Source organism: Thiothrix subterranea (genome assembly GCF_016772315.1).
In the GTDB taxonomy this organism is placed as follows: domain Bacteria; phylum Pseudomonadota; class Gammaproteobacteria; order Thiotrichales; family Thiotrichaceae; genus Thiothrix; species Thiothrix subterranea.
In genome coordinates, this window is the sequence record NZ_CP053482.1 from 216,751 (window position 1) to 238,018 (window position 21,268).

The following is a 21,268-nucleotide window of genomic DNA, read 5'->3' on the forward strand; positions in this document are numbered from 1 at the left end:
ATTTATGCCATTTCTAAACAAGGTCTGCCAGAATCCCCTACCGCTGACTAGCGAATGCGACATTTTCTGCCGCAACGTCTTCACCGTCAGTGACGATGACCCAGCAGGAAAGCTTTTCGAGTATTTGAATATCCGGTAATTGTTGATAGCCCTGTACTTGCTGGATGCCTTCGGTGCGTTTGTCATCCCACAGGTGCGGGTGTTTTTTCCGCTCGGATTTCTTGCAGTATTTCAGCTCGATCAAATGCTGGTGTTTAACCGGATACGGGCTGCGCTCCAGCAACAGAATATCCGGGTATTTGTGATTGACCTCCGGCTCACTTTTGATGAAATAGATGGAAGATTGATACAACAACGTCACCAACAATACCTTGAGGTGCTTTTCATCCATCTGCATGAAATCGCGATTGGACAGCACCATTAATATCGACTGAATTTCATGCCGCAAGGGTTCGATGTCATTGTGTAAGGCCAGTGCAGTCACCGCTTGTTGCAGCTTTTGGGGCGGAATGCTGAACTGGTTTTTACGCTCGATTTCGACCTTAAAATAGGCAAAATACAGTCGCTTGATAACATGGTTAGGAATACGAAAACGCTGCACGCCAAACTCAGAACCCGCCAGTGAAACGAAACCCATGTAGCACAGCAGGCTGATAAAGTCTTCGCGATCAAAACCTTTGTCAAAATCGAATTTGCGCCGCTGTTGCGCGGTGACTTCCCCTTCACTGATCAATTCTTCCAGCACGGCATAATTGGTATCACGGTCGCCGATGGAAAACATACGCATGATATTGCGGTAATCGGAAGCAATGTTTTCATCCAACATTTCTTCAGGAAAGGCACAATTTTTGGCATCAACGTGTTTCAGGAAATACAACACCATATTAGCGTTGTACATCGGCTGCCCTTTACTGGCGAAGACGTAGCCGTTATACCAATCTTTCAAGGTTGCCATCAGGGTATCGGCATTGATGGCACACTGCTCAGTCAACGGATAAATCAGCGAGGTCGTTTCTGCTTGTGTTAAACCAATCGCTTCATTAAATGCGGGCAAGAGCGAGAGGTTTTCAACCATATTGAAACCGGATGTCAGGCTATCGAGCATGATGGGGGTAACGCCAGTAATGATCAGGCGGTCGATGCTTCCTTGCTGTGTTGCGGCTTTGATGCTTTCATAAAACGCCCGCACGAAGCCGCCCTTCCCCATGATTTTGCAGAAGTAGTGCAAGTCTTCCGCTAACAGCGCATTGGCGAAATGGTCATATTCGTCAATAATCAGGTAAATCTTTTGATCATCCAGTAGGCTAAGCAGATAATTCAGCTTATCAGCGGGAGTCGGAGAATCAAGCTGATACAAACGATCTAAACTTTCTGCTGGATAGTGGTATTTTTTCAGGAACGTGGCTATTGCCAGTGTGATTTTATTATTAAATGCCGAATAAATGCTTTGCGGGTCATCCGTACTGATGCCGCTGAATTCCAGAAACAGGATTTGGTAGCGGTTCTGATTGCCGGTTGGGTTCTGACCGGCGGCGAGATGACCGAACAGGCGGTTGAAATCGTCCTTGGCTTTGATGTCGTAGTAGTACGCGAGCATCGAGACGAACAGGCTTTTCCCGAAGCGGCGTGGGCGCATGATCAGGTTGTAACGGCTGGCATCTTCAAGGGTTTGAATCCAGCCGGTTTTGTCGACGTAGGTGTAACCTTCTTCGATGACCGTTTTGTAGTGGCTGATGCCGTAGGGGAGTTTCAGTTTCATGGTTGCCTCGTTCCTGCGCCTTGCTCTGGTGAGTATAGGTCATCCGCCGCGCTATCCACCCGCACCTGCCCATTCATCAACATCGGCAACAACCAATCCCGCAACGCCGCCAACCGCTGATTTTCTTGGGTAGATATTGCAATTTTCTTATAAAATTCAGATGTGTGTTTTTCAAATTCAGTCAAGATTGACTGTTCTGGCTTGATAAGCATACAACCTGCAATATGTTGATTTGTTAAATTATTTATATTTGTTCCTAAGCAAGAATTTGCAATATGCGTTTTAAAACCACCTGATCCAAGGAAATTATTAATATAAGATGAAAAATTACCTTTTAGTGATAATTTCGAGCAAAACGCACCAAATGCCACCTTTTCTTTAAAGTAATAGACTCCATTTTTTCCAATATGATTTTTGCTACCACTGGACATCACAATCAGAATATCTCCTTGATTCATATACTGTTGCTTATCAATTAGTGAGTCATTCACATAAACAAGATTATTAATATCTAGTTTATTCTCAGAAATATTTGTTGCTCTCAGAATACCAGCGGAGTTTTTAGAACCTGTTGCTTTTACATCTGTCTTAGAATATGTGACACCACGGATAGCTGAACAAAAATCACCTAAAACAGTTGCTTCCCATCCTGCCGGGATCTCCCGCTTCAACTCTTTGCTGTAGAACATCTTTCCGCCCGATGACTTATACGGTTTGCCGTTTTCATCAGGGAAGTCGAATTGCACAAACCAGTAGTCGTAGAGGGTTTTCGCCATTGCTTCGAGTTCGGCGTTAATGCGGTTGTTGATTTCGATTTTTTGGTCGATGGAGGAAAGAACGGCGGCGATTTGGTTTTGTATAGCTAATGACGGGTACTCAAATTCAACTTGCTTTAGACCAATTCCTGTTAGGTGTTTTATTGTAGAACCGATAAAGTGTTTGCTTAATTCACCTGAACGACCAGCCAATAGGAAACGGTAGTATACGAAAAATGGATTATAATTATCGTGCATCCTAACTCGATGTAATGCCTTTTGGATTTTCATTTCTGGCACTTCATCTTTCCAGATAGCACAGCGTCCCGGCTCTCCTCCTTCACAAATTATCAAATCACCGTATTTTAAGCCGTAACGCTCATCTTCCTTTTCTTCAAAGCGCATTTTTGAGAGATTTTTTAAATCAAAACCACCCCAGCGGACATTAATATTTGCAAGGTATGGCTGATAATCTCCTTGATTCTTTTCTTTATCCAGCATTTTTCCTAGACACATATCTGATATGTCGCCTAGCCTTTTGACCGTCCATTTACTCATTCTTCATCACTCCAGTTAGCCTGAAGTTCTTGTTCGATGCGCTCGATGCTGGGGAGTTTATCTTCAAAATTTGGGGGTAAGGATTGGGCAATTTGGTATTCGGCAACGCCAATAGGTTTGCTGTTATCGCGCAAGGCATATTCGGCGATAACCTTATTACGGTTTTTACACAACAGCAAACCAATGGTGGGCGCATCATGTTCGGTTTTGAAATGCTCATCGACTGCCGACAAGTAAAAGCTCAACTGCCCAACATGCGATGGAGTGAAATCACCCGCTTTGAGTTCAATCACCAGATAGCAGCGTAGTTTCAAATGATAAAACAGCAGGTCAAGGTAGAAATCCTGCTCCCCCACCTCCAGATGCACCTGCTTACCCACAAAAGCAAACCCAGCACCCAACTCTAGTAAAAACTGGCTGATATGTTGCGTCAATGCCTGTTCAATATCACGCTCATGCGCATCAGCACCGATAGAAAGAAAGTCAAAAATGTACGGATCTTTAAGCGTTTGTTGTGCCAGCTCTGACTGTGGGGATGGCAACGTTTGAGCAAAATTGGTGGCGGCGTTGCCTTGTCGTTCCAGCAAGCGACTCTCGATCTGGTGAACCAACACATTGCGCGACCAGCCATATTCAACAGCTTTCTGCATATACCATTGACGCTCACTCCCAGTTTTTAATTTATCCATGACCGTACAAATATGGAACCACGGCAATTGTGCAGCAGGCTGCTGCACAATTTCAGAATCCTGCCACGTTTCAGCAAAACGGCGCATATACTTTAAATTTCGTGCTGAAAACCCCTTCAACTCAGGGAAGGCTTGGCGTAAATCCTGTGCAAGCTGGTCAATGATTTTACTGCCCCAGCCTTGTTGTTGCTGGCGTTGCAGGATGTCATTGCCAATTTGCCAATACAGCTTGAGCAACTCTTGATTAACCGCCAGTACAGCCCGCTGTTGAGCGGATTGAATTTGTGTTTTAAGGTTTTTTAACCACACTTGATAATCAGCAGACGTTAATTCACTCATACTTCAGGCTCGCTAACTGGGTTTTGATCTCGGTTTCGAGCTTGCGGGATTCGGCAAACAGCGCATCGAGGTTGTCGGTGAAGCCTTTCATTTTGCTGGTGAATTCGGCGGCGGTGATGTCGGTGTATTCGATCTTTACGTCGAAGTATTGCCCCGCGCTGAAAGAGTAGTTTTTGGCTTTAATTTGCTCGTAACTGACCACGACTGAGAAATCATCCACCGCTGTTTTGGCGTTGAAGGTGTCGATAATGCGCTGCTCTTCCGCCAGCGTGAGAACCGTTTTCTGGTTTTTGCCATCCTTGACGGTTTCGCCAAGGTTGGAAGCATCAATCAGCACCACCTTGTCTTGGTTGCCCTTGTCGATGAACAAAATCGAAACATTCGTGCCCGTGGTCGCAAAAATATTGCTCGGCATCGACACCACGCCCGCCAGCATGTTCTGTTCCACCAAACGCTCACGGATGCTCTTATCAATGCCCGATTGCGCCGTAATAAACCCGGTCGGGACAACAATCGCCGCCTTACCCTTATCTTTCAGCGAATACATAATGTGCTGGATAAACAGCAAATAAATCGCCATTTTATCCTTGGCTTTATTCGGCACATTCGGAATCCCCGCAAAGAAACGCGCTTTGTTTTCCTTGCTATCCAAATCGTCGCGGAAATCGCTGAAATCCATCTTGAACGGCGGATTGGAAACAATGTAATTAAACTGCGCCAGTTCCGCCCCATCCTTGTGATACGGCAACGAAATGGTATTGCCCTGAATAATATTCGGGATGGAATGCACCAGATTGTTCAGGATCAAATTAAGCCGCAACAGCCCAGACGATTTCTGCGAAATATCCTGCGAATAAATGCTGCAACGGCTTTCCCCAATCGCATGGGCAAGGTTCATCAGCAACGTCCCCGAACCCGCCGACGGGTCGTAGCACTTGACGTTCATCACCTTACCGCGCACCTCGGTGGGCACCAGAATCGCCGCCATAATCTTAGCAACCGCGTGCGGGGTGTAATATTCCGCGTATTTGCCGCCGCTGTCCTTGTTGTAGTCCTTAATCAGGTACTCAAAAATGTCGGCAAAGAAATCAAAGCCCTGCGTAAAAATATGTTCAAAGCTGAAATTCACCAGCTTATTGATAATCGCCTTGCAAAAATTGTCGCGCTCACCGGGGTCTGAAATGAACTGGCTGAGTGCATCAAACAGGCGAATTTGCGCCCCGCCGCCGGTTTTCACCGAGAATATATCACTGTTGAGGATGGCAATTTCACGCAAGGTATCATCAAACAGCTTGGCGAAATTATCCTCATTTTGCCGTGCAAACAAACTGGAAATCAGGTGTTCCGGGCGCAAATACGCCGTGCCTTCGGGCAGCAGCATGGTCAACATTTCATAATCGTCAATGTCGAGGCTGGCGATGTGCTGTTCCCAATTTGGCGCGTTGGCGGTGGCTTTATCGGCTTTTTTCAGCTCATACGCCAGCTTATCGCACAGGAATTTGTACAGGAAAACCTGCGTGATGATCTTGAATTCATTGCCGTCATTACCCAGCCCGTAAGCGGCGCAGATGTTTTTCAGGTTGTCGATCAGTTCGGTGGTGCTTTTCTTGAAATCGAGGGCTACCAAGGGGTTACTCCGTTAAATTCATCCAGATACTCTTTCACGACAAGCTGATTGATGTAGCGGGTGCTATCGGGGGTTAGCTTGATGTTTTGTGCTTGGTGGAATTGTTGCACCACGCTGCGTTGCATCATGCGCTCAAAATAGCTGTCGTTGTCGAGGATGTTCCTGTTTTGCATCACGCTGTCATCGGCTTGTTGCTTCACCAGCCGCAGTGCCTCGAAGATGCGCCGCTCATTATCAGAGATTGCGCCGTTCTCTACCAGCCGTTTGTGGACGCGCACAAATTTGATGTCACCCTCGTACTTGGTTTGCAGCAAACGGTTTTTGCGGTTGATTTCGCGTACCTTGTCCTGAATTTTGTTGAGAGTGAGCATATTGTGCTTCATCTCTTCCTGACTGACTTCCTTGAGGTTGCGGTCTTTGAACAGGCGTTCCAGTTCCTCTTTGAGTTCCACGAAAGCGGGGTCTTTGGGGTCGAAATTGCTGGTCATCGTTTCGCGGGCGCGGCGCAAGGCATCTTTCAACTCATCCGCCAGCTTGAGTTCTTCCTCGCCGATTTTGACGAATTTGAACAGCACTTCTTCCAGTGCCATGTTCAGCAAGCCGCTGTTGTCAGACTGGTTTTCAAGACGGTCTTTGAGGTTGAGCATCGCCAGATGATTATCAACTTCGTTGTACAGCGCGTTGATTTGCGCGAACGGCAAGCGTTGCAATAATTCGTTGAAGCCAAACAAGCGGCACAAATTGTACAGGCTGCGGGCATCCGCCAAGGCTTTTTTGAGTGCCAACACTTGCGCCCGATCTTGGATTTCGGTGATTTGGCGCGAAAACAGTTCCTTGTTCAAGGTATCGTACTGAAACAGCACATCCTTGACCGCCTCCAACTCTGCTGCAATTTCCTCGGCGGATTTGAAGAGCTTGGAATAGTGTTCCATTTCATCGCCCAATTCGCTTTGTAGCTCATCGAAATAGGCTTTATTGGTCTTGTCAAATTCGCTGCGAATATCAGCAAAATCTACCACATAACCGTAGCGGTGCTGTTTGTAGGTGCGGTTCACGCGGGTCAGGGCTTGCAACAGGTTATGGTCACGGATCACCCGCCCCAGATAGAGTTTTTTCAGGCGTTTGGCGTCAAAGCCGGTCAGCAACATATTGTAAACAAACAGCAGGTCGATATTGCCCGCCTTGAAATCTTCTACCCACGTATCGCGTTCTTCCTTCGAGCCAATGTCATGCAGAATCAGCGCGGCGTTTTTCGCCTTGTTTGCCATTAATATGCCTGCATCATAGCCACCCGGTATTTCCGCGACGGACTTAAATGCATAATTAGCTTGAAACTGCGCAAACATTTCCTTGGCTTGTTCGGAGCTGTCGCAAATCACCATGCCGCCGATGCTCAGATCATTCAGCGTGGTGCGGCTTTTTTCAAAGTCACGCACGATGTAAGCGAGCATGGGTTTGACAAAGGCATGGTGGGCAACAATATCCTTCATCGGCAGCTTGCCCTTTTCCACCTCAATTTTTGCCAGTGCTTCTTTCAAAGCAAGCTGATAATTGGTTTCAATCGCCTCTCGGATCAGGCGCAAGGTGTAACCATCGGCAATGGACTTGTTGTAATAATACTTGTGGATGTAATCGCCAAACAGGGCTTTGGAATTGGAGTCCTTGCCCAGTAAAGGCGTACCCGTCAGCCCAATTTTGATGGCGTTTTTGTCCGATTGCTCAAGATTTGCCAGAAAGCTACCCTCAGGATTGTAGCTGCGGTGAACCTCATCCAGAAAGTAAATCCGCTGGATACTGACCGCGTAATCCTTCACGCGCATCACCTCCGGGTCATCCTTGAATTTCTGGATATTGACCACGGTGATTTCCAGCTTACCCGTGTCATTGTGAATCGCGGTGGTTTGTTTGATGTCCTGCGCGAAGGCTTCGCGGGAGTTGATCGCATGAACCGTTAAACCCCGGCTGATAAATTCGCGGGAAGCCTGCTTGAGCAAATCGAGCCGATCCACGATGAAATAGAACTTCGGAATGATCTTTTGCTGCTGAAAATAGTCCACCAGATAGCGGGTGCTGTAATACGCCAACGCGGTTTTACCACTGCCTTGCGTGTGCCAGATGATACCTTTGCGTTTGCCTGCATTAAGTTTTTGCTCAATCGCTTTGGTGGCGAACAATTGCGGGTAGCGCATCACCTGCTGTTCCCAGCCGTTTTTTTCTTTCACATAGGCAATGGCGTAACGCAGGACAAAGCGCAGGCGTTCACGGTTCAGTAGCGACGTACACAAACGGTTGGTTGGCGTATCCGCGTCTTTGTTGGTAATGAATTCCGGGCTGTTTTTAATGATCAGGCAGTTATTGTCCCTGAGTACTGCCGTTTCCACATCGTCATTTTCGGGGCGTAGCAAAGCGGCAATATTCAGCGGCTCTTCTTCACGGAAATAGTTGAACATCGCCTGCTGATAAGACGTTGAAGCGTAAAACGCACCCTCCAGCGGCTCAGGCGAATCATTGTCGTATTCCATATTATTGGAAAACAGCATCAACTGGGTGATGTTGATAAAGCGTCGGAATTTCTTGTTCTGAAAACGCGCATTGATGCGGCTACGTTCCGCCAACACTCCATCGCGGTTATGCGGCTTTTTGACCTCAATGAACACCAACGGCATCCCATTAATCAACAAGGTAATGTCGGGGCGAAATTCATCATCGCCATTTTTGCAGGTCAGCTCAGTGACGACGTGGAAGCTGTTATTGTCGAAATTCTCGAAATCAATCAAGCGTGTGCCGGAACGCTGCGTCAATTGCTCATAAAACGCTTTTCCCAAATCCTCATTGTTTAGCAGTAGGCTGACATCTTCGCGCAGACGCTCAACTTCTCCCGGCTCAAGTTCCGGGTTAATACGGCTGATGGCTTCACGAAATAAGCGCGGGAAAATATTGGTTTCCTCATCCCATTGCGCCGTTTTCAAAGACAGGTAGGTGTAACCTAGCCGAGTCAAGTGCAGGAGTGTGGGGATTTTTACCCGCGTGTCTTCGTTGAATGCCATCAGCTATAAGCCCTTATCGAGTGATGAATTATTATCAATCAATAAGCAAAATGAATCTATAGAAGTGACAAGCTTTAATCCGCAGGCCGCCACACCGTAACGGTAAACAAACACCCCTCACGATCATCCTTAAAATCAATCTGCGACCACGCTTCCAACGCACGTAGAATCCCTGAACCTAAGCCACGGTAGGGCAATAGTTTCTTGGCAATGAACGAGGCCAAGATAGGATTGCGCAAATTCGAGTTACCCGCTTTCACTTTTTCAACCGTAAGATTATTAGGCAAATGACCGGGGCTGATAATTTCAATACGGTTGGCGTAAACCAACACCCGAATCGGCGCACTGATAAAATAATCGCGATGAATCAGTGCATTAACCAGCAACTCTTCAAACACCAAACGCGGTACTTCAGGCTCACCCACCGAATTAAAACTTTGCTGCCCTTGGCGCTTATGCAGGTTACGCATAATAAAACGCAAGGTATCATCGAACACGTCGCGCAGCCTGCCACCAATGTCTTCGCTATCCACGTAGCTGCTGGATTCAATCACATTGCCGGGAAACGCCACCGCTTTGACGATAAAAGCGGGCTTCACCCATTCAGGGTGTTTGCCAAACAACAATACCCCCGCGAGGTTTAAGAAACCCTCACCTGTCGCAAGGTTCATGTTTTGCAACAAACGTAACAAATCAGCACCTTTCTCAGGAATATCCAAGCCGTAAGTTGCCTGTAAGAAATCCGCCAAACTGCGACCATCAATCGCCTCAACGCCTACTTTGCACGGCACTTCATCAGCGTGTAACGAATCCACGCTTTGGAACAGGCGGCGCAATTCCTCTTTGGAATTGACTCGGCGTTTATCCGCGCCACTTTTCAGCCAAATCACGCCATTACGATCAAAATAAGGCTTATCTAAACCTTTGGGAATCGTCAGCGCTATCAACAAACGTCCGTCAACCAGTGCAATATTTTCAGTCTGCACCGCCAGCGGGCTGCGGATATGCTGAGAAGCCGCATTGCTAATCATCTGGTTTAAACGCGCCACATCCGCCAAGGTCAAACCCAGCAATGTGCCGTCATCCGTGACGCCTAAGAAAATCACGCCCCCATCCGTATTGGCGAAAGCTGCCATTTCAGCCGCTAACGCATCGGTATTGCTGATGTCTTGCTTAAACTGACGGCGACTGTCTTCACCGAGGGCAATCTGGGTGTTGAGTTCCTCAAGCGTCATACCGCCTCAACCATATCGCGGTAAGCGTGCCAACTGGCATACGAAATCAGCGGCATCGCAATGATCAACCCAAGGCTAAACGGCAATAAGCCCGCGCTAATAATCACCGCAATGGTCGCCGCCCACGCCAACATCACTTTCCAGTTGATGAGAATAGCGCGAATGCTGGTATTCAATGCCGTCACCAAACTCACCTTGCGTTCCAGCAACATCGGCACCGTCGCCACGCCCGTCACGAAGGACACTACCGCAAACAACAGCCCCACTGACATAAACGACAACGTGAACAGCCAACCCATTTTTGACCCCAGCAATGCCGCCATAAAGCCAATGTAACTGTACTGCTCCGCTACCGCCGTATCTTGCAGAAAAATATCCAGCACAATGGAAGACATCCGCAGCCACAGCAACACCAGTACCCCCAACATCACCGAGTACAGGATCAAATTAACCGGGTTACGCTTTAAGGCCAACGTAGAGCGCAAAAAATTGACCGGATCACCGTGTTCACGCCGCAAGCTTAAATCATACAAACCCAGCGCAAGAAACGGCCCCCACAACATAAATCCCGCCGCTTCTGCCATAAAAAAACCGGGATTATTCGCAGACAACAGGCTCATACCCATCCCCACCAGTGCGAAAACAATGCCATACAACAAGCTAGACCAAGGGTTCGCTCTAATATCCTCCGCACCTTGGCGTAACCACTTGGGAATATTGGCAAATTCGACCTGACGCACGGGGTATTCAGTGAACGGCTGTTCGGTGCTGATTGATTGCATAATTATCATTTCCTCCTTAATGGATTTTCATCATACGAGTCTGTCATCCCTGATTCAACTACGGTTGGCGTGTGCGCTCCACCTGCTTCACCCGCAAATGCAGCGCTGCCTTCGCCATCATGTGCGCACTCACCGGTGCTGTCATGAATAAAAACAACGTCACCAGCACTTCATGCAAGCTTACACCATCGGTATTGAACGAAAAGTACAAGGCCGAAGCCACCAACACTGACCCCACGCCAATGGTCGTCGCCTTGGTCGGCCCGTGCAGACGCATGAAAAAATCCGGCATTTTTGCCAAACCCCACGAACCCACCAGCGTAAAAAACGCCCCCACCAACACCAATACTGCCAAGATTACATCCAACATCGCCCTACTCCATAATATCGCCGCGCAGCAAATACTTGCTCAGCGCAATCGTGCCCACAAACCCCATGACCGCAATCAGCAAAGCCGCCTCGAAATACAAGGCACTGCCTTGCAACAAGCCAAACAACACCAGCAAGGCAATCGTGTTCAGGTACAAGGTATCCAACGCCAGAATCCGGTCAGGCACATCTGGCCCCACCAGCAAGCGGTACAAACTCAATAACAAGGCCAACGACACCATACCGAATGCCCAAGGCAACACCATATTCAACATTCGCGTAACACCTCTATCAATGGTTGCTCGTAACGCTGCTTCATCTCCCGAATGCTCGCCTCCACATCCGTCACATGCAGCGCGTGGATCAGCAATTGCCGCCGGTCAGCCGACACCTCACACGAAACCGTCCCCGGTGTCAGCGAAATCGTATTCGCCAGCAAACTCACCCCTAACGGCGAACGAATATCCAATTCCAACACCATAAATGCAGGCTGGAGCTTGCGAGTAGAACCCAGAATCAACGCCGCCACATTCAAGTTTGCCACCACAATATCCCACAGCACCACCGCCACAAACTTCAGCAATACCCACGGACGCTGCACACACACCCGTTCCGGCCAAAATCCCACCGTCAAAAACGGAATCAACAACGCCAAACCCGCGCCCAGCACCACATGCCCCATTGCCACGGTATTGTTCAACAACAACCAAATCAGCAACAAAAACACGCTCAACAGCGGATGCGGCAACAATCGTTTCAACATGCTCATTTACCTCCCACCGCAGGGTCAAACACTGCCGCCCGATACCCTGCCGTATCCAAGGTTTGCGCGGCGATTTGCTGCATTATCTCTGCAACCGGCTGCGCCAACACGACCAACAACGGCACCGCAGCCAGTAACCACACCACCGCCACCAGACTCATCCCAAATGCCGGAATCTGTGTCGGCAATTCCGGGTCTGCCGCATCAGCATGATCTTTCACTTTGTAAAACAACACCGAACCACTACGCGCCAAGGCAATCAGCAACAAAGCACTGCTCATCAAGACCGTTGCCAACACCGCCCAACGCCACGGATGTTCCAATGCCGCCTGCAAAATCCACAACTTGCCCAAAAACCCCGACAACGGCGGCAAACCCAACGCTGCCACCGCCGCCAACATAAACAAACCACCCAGCAAGGCATGGTGCGGCAAACGCAGTCCGGGGTCAAAACGGTCAGCATACGTCCCGCGCCCACGCACAATCACATCCGCCAGCAGAAACAAACCGCCCGCCAGCAAGGTGGAATGCACCAGATAATACAAAGCCGCCGCCAGCCCCGTTTCAGAATGCAAACCCACCGCAATCAGCAACATCGCCACCGAAGCCAACACCAGATACGCCACCTGAAAGCGCAAGCGAAACGCAGCCAACACGCCCAACGCCGCCAACACCAAGGTAATCAGTCCCAGCCCCAGCAACCACGGCGCATAGAAATACGCCAGATTTCCGGCATCCGCCCCAAACACCGTGCCATGCACCCGAATAATTGCGTACACCCCCACCTTGGTCATAACCGCAAACAAAGCCGCCACCGGCGCAGAAGTCCGTGCATACGCCGCAGGCAACCACAAATACAGCGGGAACATTGCCGCCTTCAGCCCGAACACCAGCAATAGCAACAAACCCGCCGCCATCACCAGCCCTTCACGCTCCGCCGGTAATGCCGCCACTTTCGCCGCCATATCCGCAATATTCAACGTCCCCAACGCGCCGTACAACGCCCCCAACGCAAACAGGAATACCGTCGAACCGACCAGATTTACCACCACATAATGCAGCCCAGCCACGGTACGTTCCTTGCCACCGCCATGCAGCAACAAGCTGTAAGAAGCCAGCAACAACACTTCAAAGAACACGAACAGGTTAAACGCATCCCCGGTCAAAAACGCCCCGTTTAAGCCAAACAACTGCATCTGGAACAACACATGGAAATGGCTACCTTGCGCATCAATCTCGGTGACAATCGCATACCACAACGCCCCGACTGCCAGTATTGCCGTCACCAACAGCATCAACGCCGCAAGCTGGTCAAACACTAGGGTAATGCCGAAGGGTGCAGGCCAGTCACCCAGCGCATACACCTGCCGCTGCCCCACCAGTGCACTATCAAACAACCACACCGCCAACATCAGCAAAGCAAACGCGGCGGCAAAACCCACCATGCGCTGTACCTGTAAACCCAGCGGACGCAGTAACAGCAAGAGGATTCCCGCCAGTAGCGGCAACAGGATCGGAAGAATCGGCAAGTGCATCATGACGATTCCCCCCCTTTCCCATCCACATGATCACTGCCCGTTTCGCCCCGCGCTTTCAACGCCAGTACGATGGCAAACGCCGTCATGCCGAAAGCAATCACAATCGCCGTCAACACCAGTGCCTGTGGCAATGGGTCGGCATACCCCGCTGCATCCGGGCGCACAATTGCAGGCACACCAATTGCCAGCCGCCCCATCGCAAACAGGAACAAATTGGTGGCATACGACAACAAGGTCAGCCCCATCACCACCGGAAAGGTACTGGCACGCAACACCAGATAGACCCCGCAAGCCACCAGCACCCCGATACTCAAGGCAATCAGCAATTCCATTACACGTCTCCTTGCAGCACAGGTGCGGGCGTATCCAGCCGATTCAGCTTGCCCAGTTCCACCAGAATCATCACCGTTGCGCCAACCACCACCAGAAACACGCCCGTGTCAAAGAACATCGCACTCGCCAGCTCAAAGCCACCGACCACCGGCCAATGCACATGCGTATGTGCCGAGGTGAGGAACGGATACCCCAACGCCATCGCCACCATCCCCGTGCCTGCTGCCAACAGCAAACCTGCCGCCAGCCAAGAATGCATGTCAGTACGCAGCCGTTGCGCCGTCCAGCCAATCCCATTCGCCAAGTTCTGCAACACAATCGCCAACGCCGCAATCAGCCCGGCAATAAAACCACCACCCGGCAAGTTATGCCCACGCAGGAACACAAACACCGCCACCATCAACATCATCGGGAACAATACCCGGCTAAAGGTTTGCAAAATGAACGGATTCGCCTCCAACGCCCAAGCGCGTCCACTGCTATCTTCCGCAGGCGCATACAACTTAATCTGCTGCAACAACGCAAAAATCCCCAAGCCCGCCAACGCCAGCACCGCGATTTCTCCCATGGTGTCAAAACCCCGGAAATCCACCAGAATCACATTCACCACATTCGTGCCACCACCCCCCGGCACACTTTGCGTCACAAAATAATCCGCTAGTGTTGCCGTCTCACGAGTCATCACCGCCAACGCCAACGCCGCTGATCCCAACCCCAACAATCCCGCCAAAATACCGTCACGCCACTTACGCCACACCGCACTGACACGCGGGGTATATTGCGGCAAGAAATACAAAGCCAGCATCAGCAACACAATCGTGACGATTTCCACCGACAATTGCGTCAAAGCTAAATCCGGTGCGGAAAATTTCACAAATGCCAGCGACACCACCAGCCCTACTGCACCCAATACCACCAGCGCAATCAGACGTTCCCGATGCAATACCACGCTCAACAAACTGGCAAGAATCAAGGTTGCCCCCACCGCCAAACTCACCGCATCCAGTGGCAACAATGCCCGCTCACCCAACAAAGGTGCCGCACTCAACAAGAAACCTGCTACCCCGACCAATAAGGTAAAACCCAACACCCAGAACAACATATCCTGCAACGAACCCCGGTCAAACCCACGGGTCACGCCACGCGCTACCTGCAACAGCTTGTCGATTTTCCAGTCGTACAAGCGCCGCAATTGCTGCCCACGCACCCGCGCTTCATACCAAGCAAACAAGGGCTTACGCACCGCATACACCGTAATCCCGCCCACCAGCGCGATAAAACTCATCAGCAACGGCTCATTGAACCCGTGCCAAATCGCCAGACTGTATTCGGGTGGGGCAGCCTGCAATGTGCCTTGCACCGCCACTGCCAGCAACGGCGCTACTGTAAACATCGGCAACACCCCCACCGCAATGCACAACACCACCAGCACATCCACCGGAATCCGCATAAACGGCGGCGGTTCATGCGGTGTTTTCGGCAAACTCACCGGCTCACCGTTGAAAAACACGTCATGGATAAAGCGCAAGGAATACGCCACCGAAAACACCCCAGCCAAAGTCGCCAATATTGGAATAGTCAACGCCCACAGCGAAGTGCTGGAAGCCACCACCGCCTGATCAAAGAACATTTCCTTGCTCAAAAAGCCATTCAGCAACGGCACACCCGCCATCGCCGCTGCCGCAATCATCGCCAACACCGCCGTGTGCGGCATGTATTTCAGCAAGCCATTAATGCGGCGCATATCCCGCGTGCCGGTTTCATGGTCAATAATCCCCGCCACCATGAACAGCGAAGCCTTGAAGGTGGCGTGATTAATAATGTGGAACAATGCCGCCACCGCCGCCAGTTCCGTACCCAGCCCAAACAGCAACGTGATCAGCCCCAGATGGCTAATGGTCGAATACGCCAGCAAGCCTTTCAGATCGTGCTGGAACAAAGCCACGAATGCGCCTACCAACAAGGTAATCATCCCTACCGTGCCGATCAGCCACGACCATTCCGGCGTACCCGCCAGCACCGGAAAAAATCGCGCCAACAGGAAAATCCCCGCTTTCACCATCGTGGCGGAGTGCAAATACGCGGAAACAGGAGTCGGTGCTGACATCGCATTCGGCAGCCAGAAATGAAACGGAAATTGCGCCGATTTGGTAAATACCCCAATCGCAATCAACACCAAAGTCGGCAAATACAGCGCATGGGCACGAATTTGCTCGCCTGCCAGCAACACATCCGACAGGTTGTAACTGCCCGCCATTTGCCCCAGCAGCAAAATCCCCGCCAGCAATGTCAATCCACCGCCGCCAGTGATTGCCAACGCCATCCGCGCCCCTTGCCGTGCCTCTTTGCGATGTTGCCAGTAACTGATCAACATAAAGGAACTCAGCGAGGTCAGCTCCCAGAACACCATCAATTGCAGCAAGTTTTCCGACAACACCACGCCCAGCATCGACCCCATAAAGGTCAGCATGTAGGTAAAAAACCGCCCCATGGAATCTTTGGCTGAGAGGTAATAACGGGCGTAGAGGATGACCAACAGGCCAATAATAAGGATCATCAGGGCAAACAATGCGCTCAGACCATCTAGGCGGAAAGCGAAATCCAGCCCGATAGCGGGCATCCACGCCCAAGATTGAATCACCGTCTCGCTCGCAAACACCGCGCTCAATGCAGGGTACAGCAACCCCAACGCCAACAAGGTCGTGATTCCCGCCAGCCATGCCGCTGCCACCCGATGAAAATGCGCAGCCCACGCCACCGCTGCCGCCCCCACAAAGGGCAACAACACCGCTAATGGCAGATTAATCGTTGAAACATCCATTCAGCACCATTGCAACAAAGCCGGGTCGCTTCCGGCGGTGTCCCGATTCTACCCGAACAAAACCATGAAGTGCTGATTTCGTCACGCTGGCGGGGTTAATGTGATACTGATCCCGCTCACTTAACGCGCTTAAAAGCGGTATTGCCACTCCACCCGATCGCGCTTCAGCCGCCAGCGTGCTTTACCGTTGGAACGCCCATTCGCAAACAAGCGATCAGACAAGTTATCGAACACATTCTCGCGCACGTTATCCCTGAGGCGGAAATCACGCCGCACCACCGCATCACAATCCTGCATCAGCAAATAGCTATTGGTGCACTGGCGTTGCTGCAACTGCATATCATGGGTGCGCAACGCAAACGGTTTGGTAATCGAATGGATAGAATGATAAGACAGCGGCGTAGATACCGTGCCACAAGCTGTTACGTTCAACAGCATCCCCAACATCAGCAAGCCCTTTACTGATGCCGTTTTCGTCGTAGTCTTCATTAATAAACACCTCGCGTTTTGAGGTATTTTACCCGTGACCAACCAAAATGGCTATTTTTTATTCAGCAAAACGCACCGATTGATAGTCGTCACCTTGCATCTCATTCAAGCGACTCAACGCCCGCTGGAATTCAAAACGCAACTTCTCACCCTGATACAAATTATCCAGCGCAATCGTCGTGGAAAAAATGAATTGCACCTGCCGGTCATACAACTCGTCAATCAGGTTAAGGAAACGCCGTGCTGCCGATTCATGTTCCTCAGTCAACACATGCAGACCCGATAACACAATGTAATCAAAGCGTTCTGCCAACTCGATGTAATCGCGGGTAGAACGCGCCGTTTCACACAAGGTCTTGAAATCAAACCACACAATATTTTCAGACAAGCGATGCGTCGGCAAGCAACGTCCTTGCACATCAATATCCTGCCCGACCTCAATCGCACCCGTGGCAAGTTCCGCGAAACACTTTTCCAGCTCGTGTTCCACCAATACCGCGTCGTCGTCTTCCAAAAAGCTGTCTTGGCTGACGTGCTTTAACATGCGGTAGTCAATCTGGTTATCCAGTTCCACCACGTGCGTGTGCTTTTTGAGTAATGCAATCGCAGGCAAGAACCGTTCGCGCTGCAAACCGTTCAAATACAAATCATCCGGCGGACGGTTAGACGTCGTTACCAAAGTAATGCCGTGTTTGCACATCGCATCCAGCAAACCGTGCAACAACATCGCATCCACAATGTCCATGACATGGAATTCGTCGATGCACAATAGGCGCACTTCTTGTGCCAATTGCGCCGCCAATGCCTCCAATGGGCTACGATGGTGCGCCAGCCGTTTCAGTTCCTCATGAATGAAGAACATGAAATGGTGGTAATGCATCCGCCGCTTTTCGGTCAGCGGCAGGCGCGAATAGAACATATCCATCAACCAGGTCTTGCCACGCCCGACGCCCCCCCACAGGTAAGCGCCGCGCACTGGCTCGATCACCGCATTATGCCGCTTGGAAAATACCGCCAACAAACCTCGCGAACGTGCCACGCGAGCCGTTTCACGCGGTTTAAGCAAGCCATTCCACACCTCTTGCAAGACCTTGATACCTTCGAGTTGGGCGGGATCGTGTTGGATCGCGCCCTCCTTGATGGCGTCGTGGTAATGCTTCAATAGCGGCATAACGTTTCCTTCTTTCATGACTCAACCCTAATTCCTAAGGCATTATTCACCAATTCTTGCTGCTGTGCAGCATGAACTTTGGCGCTACCCACCGCAGGCGACGCTGAAGCGGGGCGGCTCACCACATCCAAACGCGCCATACCACCCAATACGAGACGCAACGCGGGCTGAATGCTCAACCATGCGCCCTGATTCAACGGCTCTTCCTGACACCAGACGTTCACGGCGATGTTCGGGTAACGATCCAATATCACATTCATATCCGCTTCTGGGAACGGGTAGATCTGTTCAATACGCACCAAGGCCACGTCATCCAGCCCCGCTTTACGGCGCTGTTCCAGCAGGTCGTAATACACCTTGCCGCTGCACATGACCAAGCGCGTTACCTTCAGCGGATCCAGCACGTCGATTTCGTCGATGACATTCTGGAAACCACGTTCAGTCAAGTCTTCCATGCTGTTCACCGCCAAGGGATGGCGCAACAAGCTTTTCGGGGTCATCACAATCAGCGGGGTGCGGTAATCACGCACCATCTGGCGGCGCAACATGTGGAACGCTTGCGCAGGCGTACTTGGCACACACACCTGCATATTGTTTTGAGCGCACAACTGCAAGTATCGTTCCAACCGCGCTGAAGAGTGTTCCGGCCCCTGCCCTTCAAAGCCGTGTGGCAATAACATCACCAGCCCGCACAAGCGCCCCCATTTCTGTTCACCGGAGCTGATAAACTGGTCAATCACCACTTGCGCACAATTGGCGAAGTCACCGAATTGCGCCTCCCAAATGACGAGGGTATTGGCTTCGGTAGTGGCATAACCGTATTCAAATGCCAGCACTGCTTCTTCCGAAAGCAAGGAGTCGATGACCACAAACGGCATTTGCGCTTCGGAAAGGTGTTGCAAGGGTACAAACGTTGCGCCGCTTTCCTGCTCATGGAATACCGCATGGCGATGGAAAAACGTACCGCGACCACAGTCTTCACCTGACAAGCGAATCGGGTAGCCTTCGTCAATCAGCGAGGCGTAAGCCAAGTTTTCACAGAAACCCCAATCCATCAATTGTTCGCCTGCTGCCATTTTCTTGCGATCAGCGACGATACGGGCAACGCGGGAATTCAGCTTGAAATCTTCCGGGTGCACAGTGAGCTTGGCACCGAGGTTTTTGACAGCTTCCACACTGATCGTGGTATCCACGGGCATATCCCATGCACCGGCGGTAAAACGTCCCCACTTAACCGGGTGTGGATTCTGCACTTCACCCTTTTCCAGCAAATGCGGTACGGTCGGCGCACCGTTGGTCAATTGCTGGCGGCAACGTTGCACCCGTTCCTGCGCCTCTTCTGCCGTAATAACCCCTTCGCTGCTCAAACGGCGTGCGTACAATTCGCGGGTGGTCGGTAATGCGCGAATTTTGCGGTACATCACCGGTTGCGTAGCGGATGGCTCATCGGCTTCATTGTGACCGTGGCGGCGGTAGCACACCAAATCAATCACCACATCCTTATCGAATTTCGCGCGGAAATCGAAAGCGATTTGTGTCACCAACACCACCGCTTCCGGGTCATCGCCGTTGACGTGGAAGACAGGCGAATCGACCATCTTGGCAATGTCGGTGCAGTAATAGGTGGAACGCGCATCGGCGGCAGTACTGGTGGTAAAACCCACCTGATTGTTAATCACAATATGAATCGTGCCGTAAGTGCGGTAGCCACGGGTATCCGCCATTTGCAGCATTTCCATGTTCACGCCCTGCCCCGCAAACGCCGCATCCCCGTGCAATACCACCGGAATAATTTTGTCGCCACCGGCATCATCCCAACGGTCTTGGCGGGCACGAACCGCACCTTGCACCACCGGACCGACGATTTCCAAATGCGAGGGGTTGAATGCCATTGCCACGTGCAAGGGACCGCCGGGGGTCATCATGTCGGAAGCAAAACCCATGTGGTATTTCACATCGCCGGTACGGTCGCCGTTATTGGCGTATTTGCCTTCAAACTCGCCGAACAGTAGCGCGGGTGCTTTACCCAATACATTGACCAGCACATTGAGACGCCCCCGGTGTGCCATGCCGATGACCATTTCCTGCGCACCCAAGCTGCCGCCGTGCTGAATCAGGGTATTGAGCATCGGAATCAAGCTTTCGCCGCCTTCCAATGAGAAACGCTTTTGCCCGACGTAGTTGGTGTGCAGGTAACGCTCTAAACCTTCTGCGGCGGTAAGACGGTCGAGGATCTCCAACTTCTCAGCCGGGCTAAACGTGGGGGTAGAACGCACACTTTCTAAACGTTGTTGCACCCAGCGCTTTTGCTCGGTGCTGGTGGTGTGCATGTATTGCACCCCAATTGACCCACAATACGTGGCCTCTAATTGCGCAATGATTTCACGCAAGGTCAGTTGATCAGGGGCAACCAATGAACCGGTGTTAAAGGTGGTATTCAGATCCGCCTCACTCAGCGAGTGATACGCCAGCGTTAATTCCTTCACAAACGCCGGGGTATTCTCATCCAGCGGATTAGTTTTAGCGTGGAAGTGACCGAGGAAGCGGTAAGCATTGATAAGCTGTAACACTTTAACCTGTTTACGCTCGTGTTCCATGTCGACATTACTCGCAGCAGGGGCGATAACGGCTTGAGGCTTTGCCGCATAAGCGCGGAAATAGTCTTTTACCAGCGAATGGCGCGTGTCACGCTCCTGCCCGTTAACTGACGGCAATGCATCAAAATAGTGCTGCCAACTCGCGGGTATGGATGCTGGTTCTTGCAAATAACGCTCATACATCTCTTCTAGGTACAGCAGGCTGTTACCGTCTAATTGTGTATCCGCACTCCAGGCCGTAGCCTGCGCTTCTCCTTTGTTCATGTTTCCAACTCACATTGATGGTAAATATCAAACATTTCCGACTTGACGCAGTGCAGCAAACTAGTGCATTGTCGACATCTTGGTGTCTTAAGGTGCGTTGCTACCCACGTATTCGGGGTAAACACTGGCATT

General features: G+C 50.9%; 16 protein-coding genes. All 16 read right to left on the reverse strand.

The genetic code is table 11. From position 1 onward, the window contains the following. Positions 1–37 precede the first annotated feature (37 nt). The 16 genes from HMY34_RS01000 to HMY34_RS01075 all read right to left on the reverse strand — a co-directional run bounded on the left by HMY34_RS01000 (position 38) and on the right by HMY34_RS01075 (position 21,136). The gene (locus HMY34_RS01000) at positions 38–1,759 is read right to left on the reverse strand and encodes an AAA family ATPase (protein ID WP_202717314.1); all 1,722 of its coding nucleotides are present in this window, start codon (positions 1,757–1,759) and stop codon (positions 38–40) included. Next, positions 1,756–3,072, reverse strand: a complete 1,317-nt coding sequence (locus tag HMY34_RS01005; protein WP_202717315.1) for a restriction endonuclease subunit S — start codon at positions 3,070–3,072, stop codon at positions 1,756–1,758. Before HMY34_RS01005 ends, HMY34_RS01000 begins: the two co-directional genes overlap by 4 nt. Further along, the gene (locus tag HMY34_RS01010; protein WP_202717316.1) at positions 3,069–4,100 is read right to left on the reverse strand and encodes a PDDEXK nuclease domain-containing protein; all 1,032 of its coding nucleotides are present in this window, start codon (positions 4,098–4,100) and stop codon (positions 3,069–3,071) included. The genes HMY34_RS01005 and HMY34_RS01010 overlap by 4 nt, the downstream gene beginning before the upstream one ends. Then, on the reverse strand, positions 4,093–5,727 hold the full coding sequence (locus HMY34_RS01015) for an HsdM family class I SAM-dependent methyltransferase (protein ID WP_202717317.1): 1,635 nt from the start codon (positions 5,725–5,727) through the stop codon (positions 4,093–4,095). Before HMY34_RS01015 ends, HMY34_RS01010 begins: the two co-directional genes overlap by 8 nt. Next, positions 5,721–8,774 (reverse strand): type I restriction endonuclease subunit R, encoded by a 3,054-nt coding sequence (locus tag HMY34_RS01020; protein ID WP_202717318.1) that lies wholly within the window; start codon positions 8,772–8,774, stop codon positions 5,721–5,723. The genes HMY34_RS01015 and HMY34_RS01020 overlap by 7 nt, the downstream gene beginning before the upstream one ends. Positions 8,775–8,848: 74 nt before the next feature. Further along, positions 8,849–10,009: an RNA/DNA-binding domain-containing protein gene (locus HMY34_RS01025; protein ID WP_202717319.1), complete on the reverse strand. Its 1,161-nt coding sequence runs from the start codon at positions 10,007–10,009 to the stop codon at positions 8,849–8,851. Next, positions 10,006–10,791, reverse strand: a complete 786-nt coding sequence (locus HMY34_RS01030) for a DUF2189 domain-containing protein (protein WP_202717320.1) — start codon at positions 10,789–10,791, stop codon at positions 10,006–10,008. Before HMY34_RS01030 ends, HMY34_RS01025 begins: the two co-directional genes overlap by 4 nt. Before the next feature lie 58 nt (positions 10,792–10,849). Then, positions 10,850–11,161, reverse strand: coding sequence for a Na+/H+ antiporter subunit G (locus HMY34_RS01035; protein ID WP_202717321.1), 312 nt, complete (start codon positions 11,159–11,161; stop codon positions 10,850–10,852). Between the two features lie 4 nt (positions 11,162–11,165). Continuing rightward, positions 11,166–11,435 carry a K+/H+ antiporter subunit F gene (locus HMY34_RS01040; RefSeq protein WP_093068724.1) on the reverse strand — a complete coding sequence of 90 codons (270 nt, stop codon included), beginning with the start codon at positions 11,433–11,435 and terminating at the stop codon, positions 11,166–11,168. Then, on the reverse strand, positions 11,429–11,923 hold the full coding sequence (locus tag HMY34_RS01045) for a Na+/H+ antiporter subunit E (protein WP_202717322.1): 495 nt from the start codon (positions 11,921–11,923) through the stop codon (positions 11,429–11,431). The genes HMY34_RS01040 and HMY34_RS01045 overlap by 7 nt, the downstream gene beginning before the upstream one ends. A gap of 2 nt (positions 11,924–11,925) precedes the next feature. After that, on the reverse strand, positions 11,926–13,461 hold the full coding sequence (locus tag HMY34_RS01050; RefSeq protein WP_202717323.1) for a monovalent cation/H+ antiporter subunit D: 1,536 nt from the start codon (positions 13,459–13,461) through the stop codon (positions 11,926–11,928). Beyond that, a complete protein-coding gene (locus HMY34_RS01055) occupies positions 13,458–13,793 on the reverse strand; it encodes a Na+/H+ antiporter subunit C (protein WP_202717324.1) in 336 nt (111 codons plus the stop codon). The genes HMY34_RS01050 and HMY34_RS01055 overlap by 4 nt, the downstream gene beginning before the upstream one ends. Further along, the gene (locus HMY34_RS01060) at positions 13,793–16,615 is read right to left on the reverse strand and encodes a monovalent cation/H+ antiporter subunit A (RefSeq protein WP_202717325.1); all 2,823 of its coding nucleotides are present in this window, start codon (positions 16,613–16,615) and stop codon (positions 13,793–13,795) included. The genes HMY34_RS01055 and HMY34_RS01060 overlap by 1 nt, the downstream gene beginning before the upstream one ends. A gap of 129 nt (positions 16,616–16,744) precedes the next feature. Beyond that, positions 16,745–17,104: a hypothetical protein gene (locus HMY34_RS01065; RefSeq protein ID WP_202717326.1), complete on the reverse strand. Its 360-nt coding sequence runs from the start codon at positions 17,102–17,104 to the stop codon at positions 16,745–16,747. A 58-nt stretch (positions 17,105–17,162) separates the two neighbouring features. Continuing rightward, positions 17,163–18,293: a cell division protein ZapE gene (zapE, locus tag HMY34_RS01070; RefSeq protein ID WP_228287945.1), complete on the reverse strand. Its 1,131-nt coding sequence runs from the start codon at positions 18,291–18,293 to the stop codon at positions 17,163–17,165. Then, positions 18,290–21,136, reverse strand: a complete 2,847-nt coding sequence (locus tag HMY34_RS01075) for a 2-oxoglutarate dehydrogenase E1 component (RefSeq protein ID WP_202717327.1) — start codon at positions 21,134–21,136, stop codon at positions 18,290–18,292. Before HMY34_RS01075 ends, zapE begins: the two co-directional genes overlap by 4 nt. Positions 21,137–21,268: the final 132 nt, after the last annotated feature.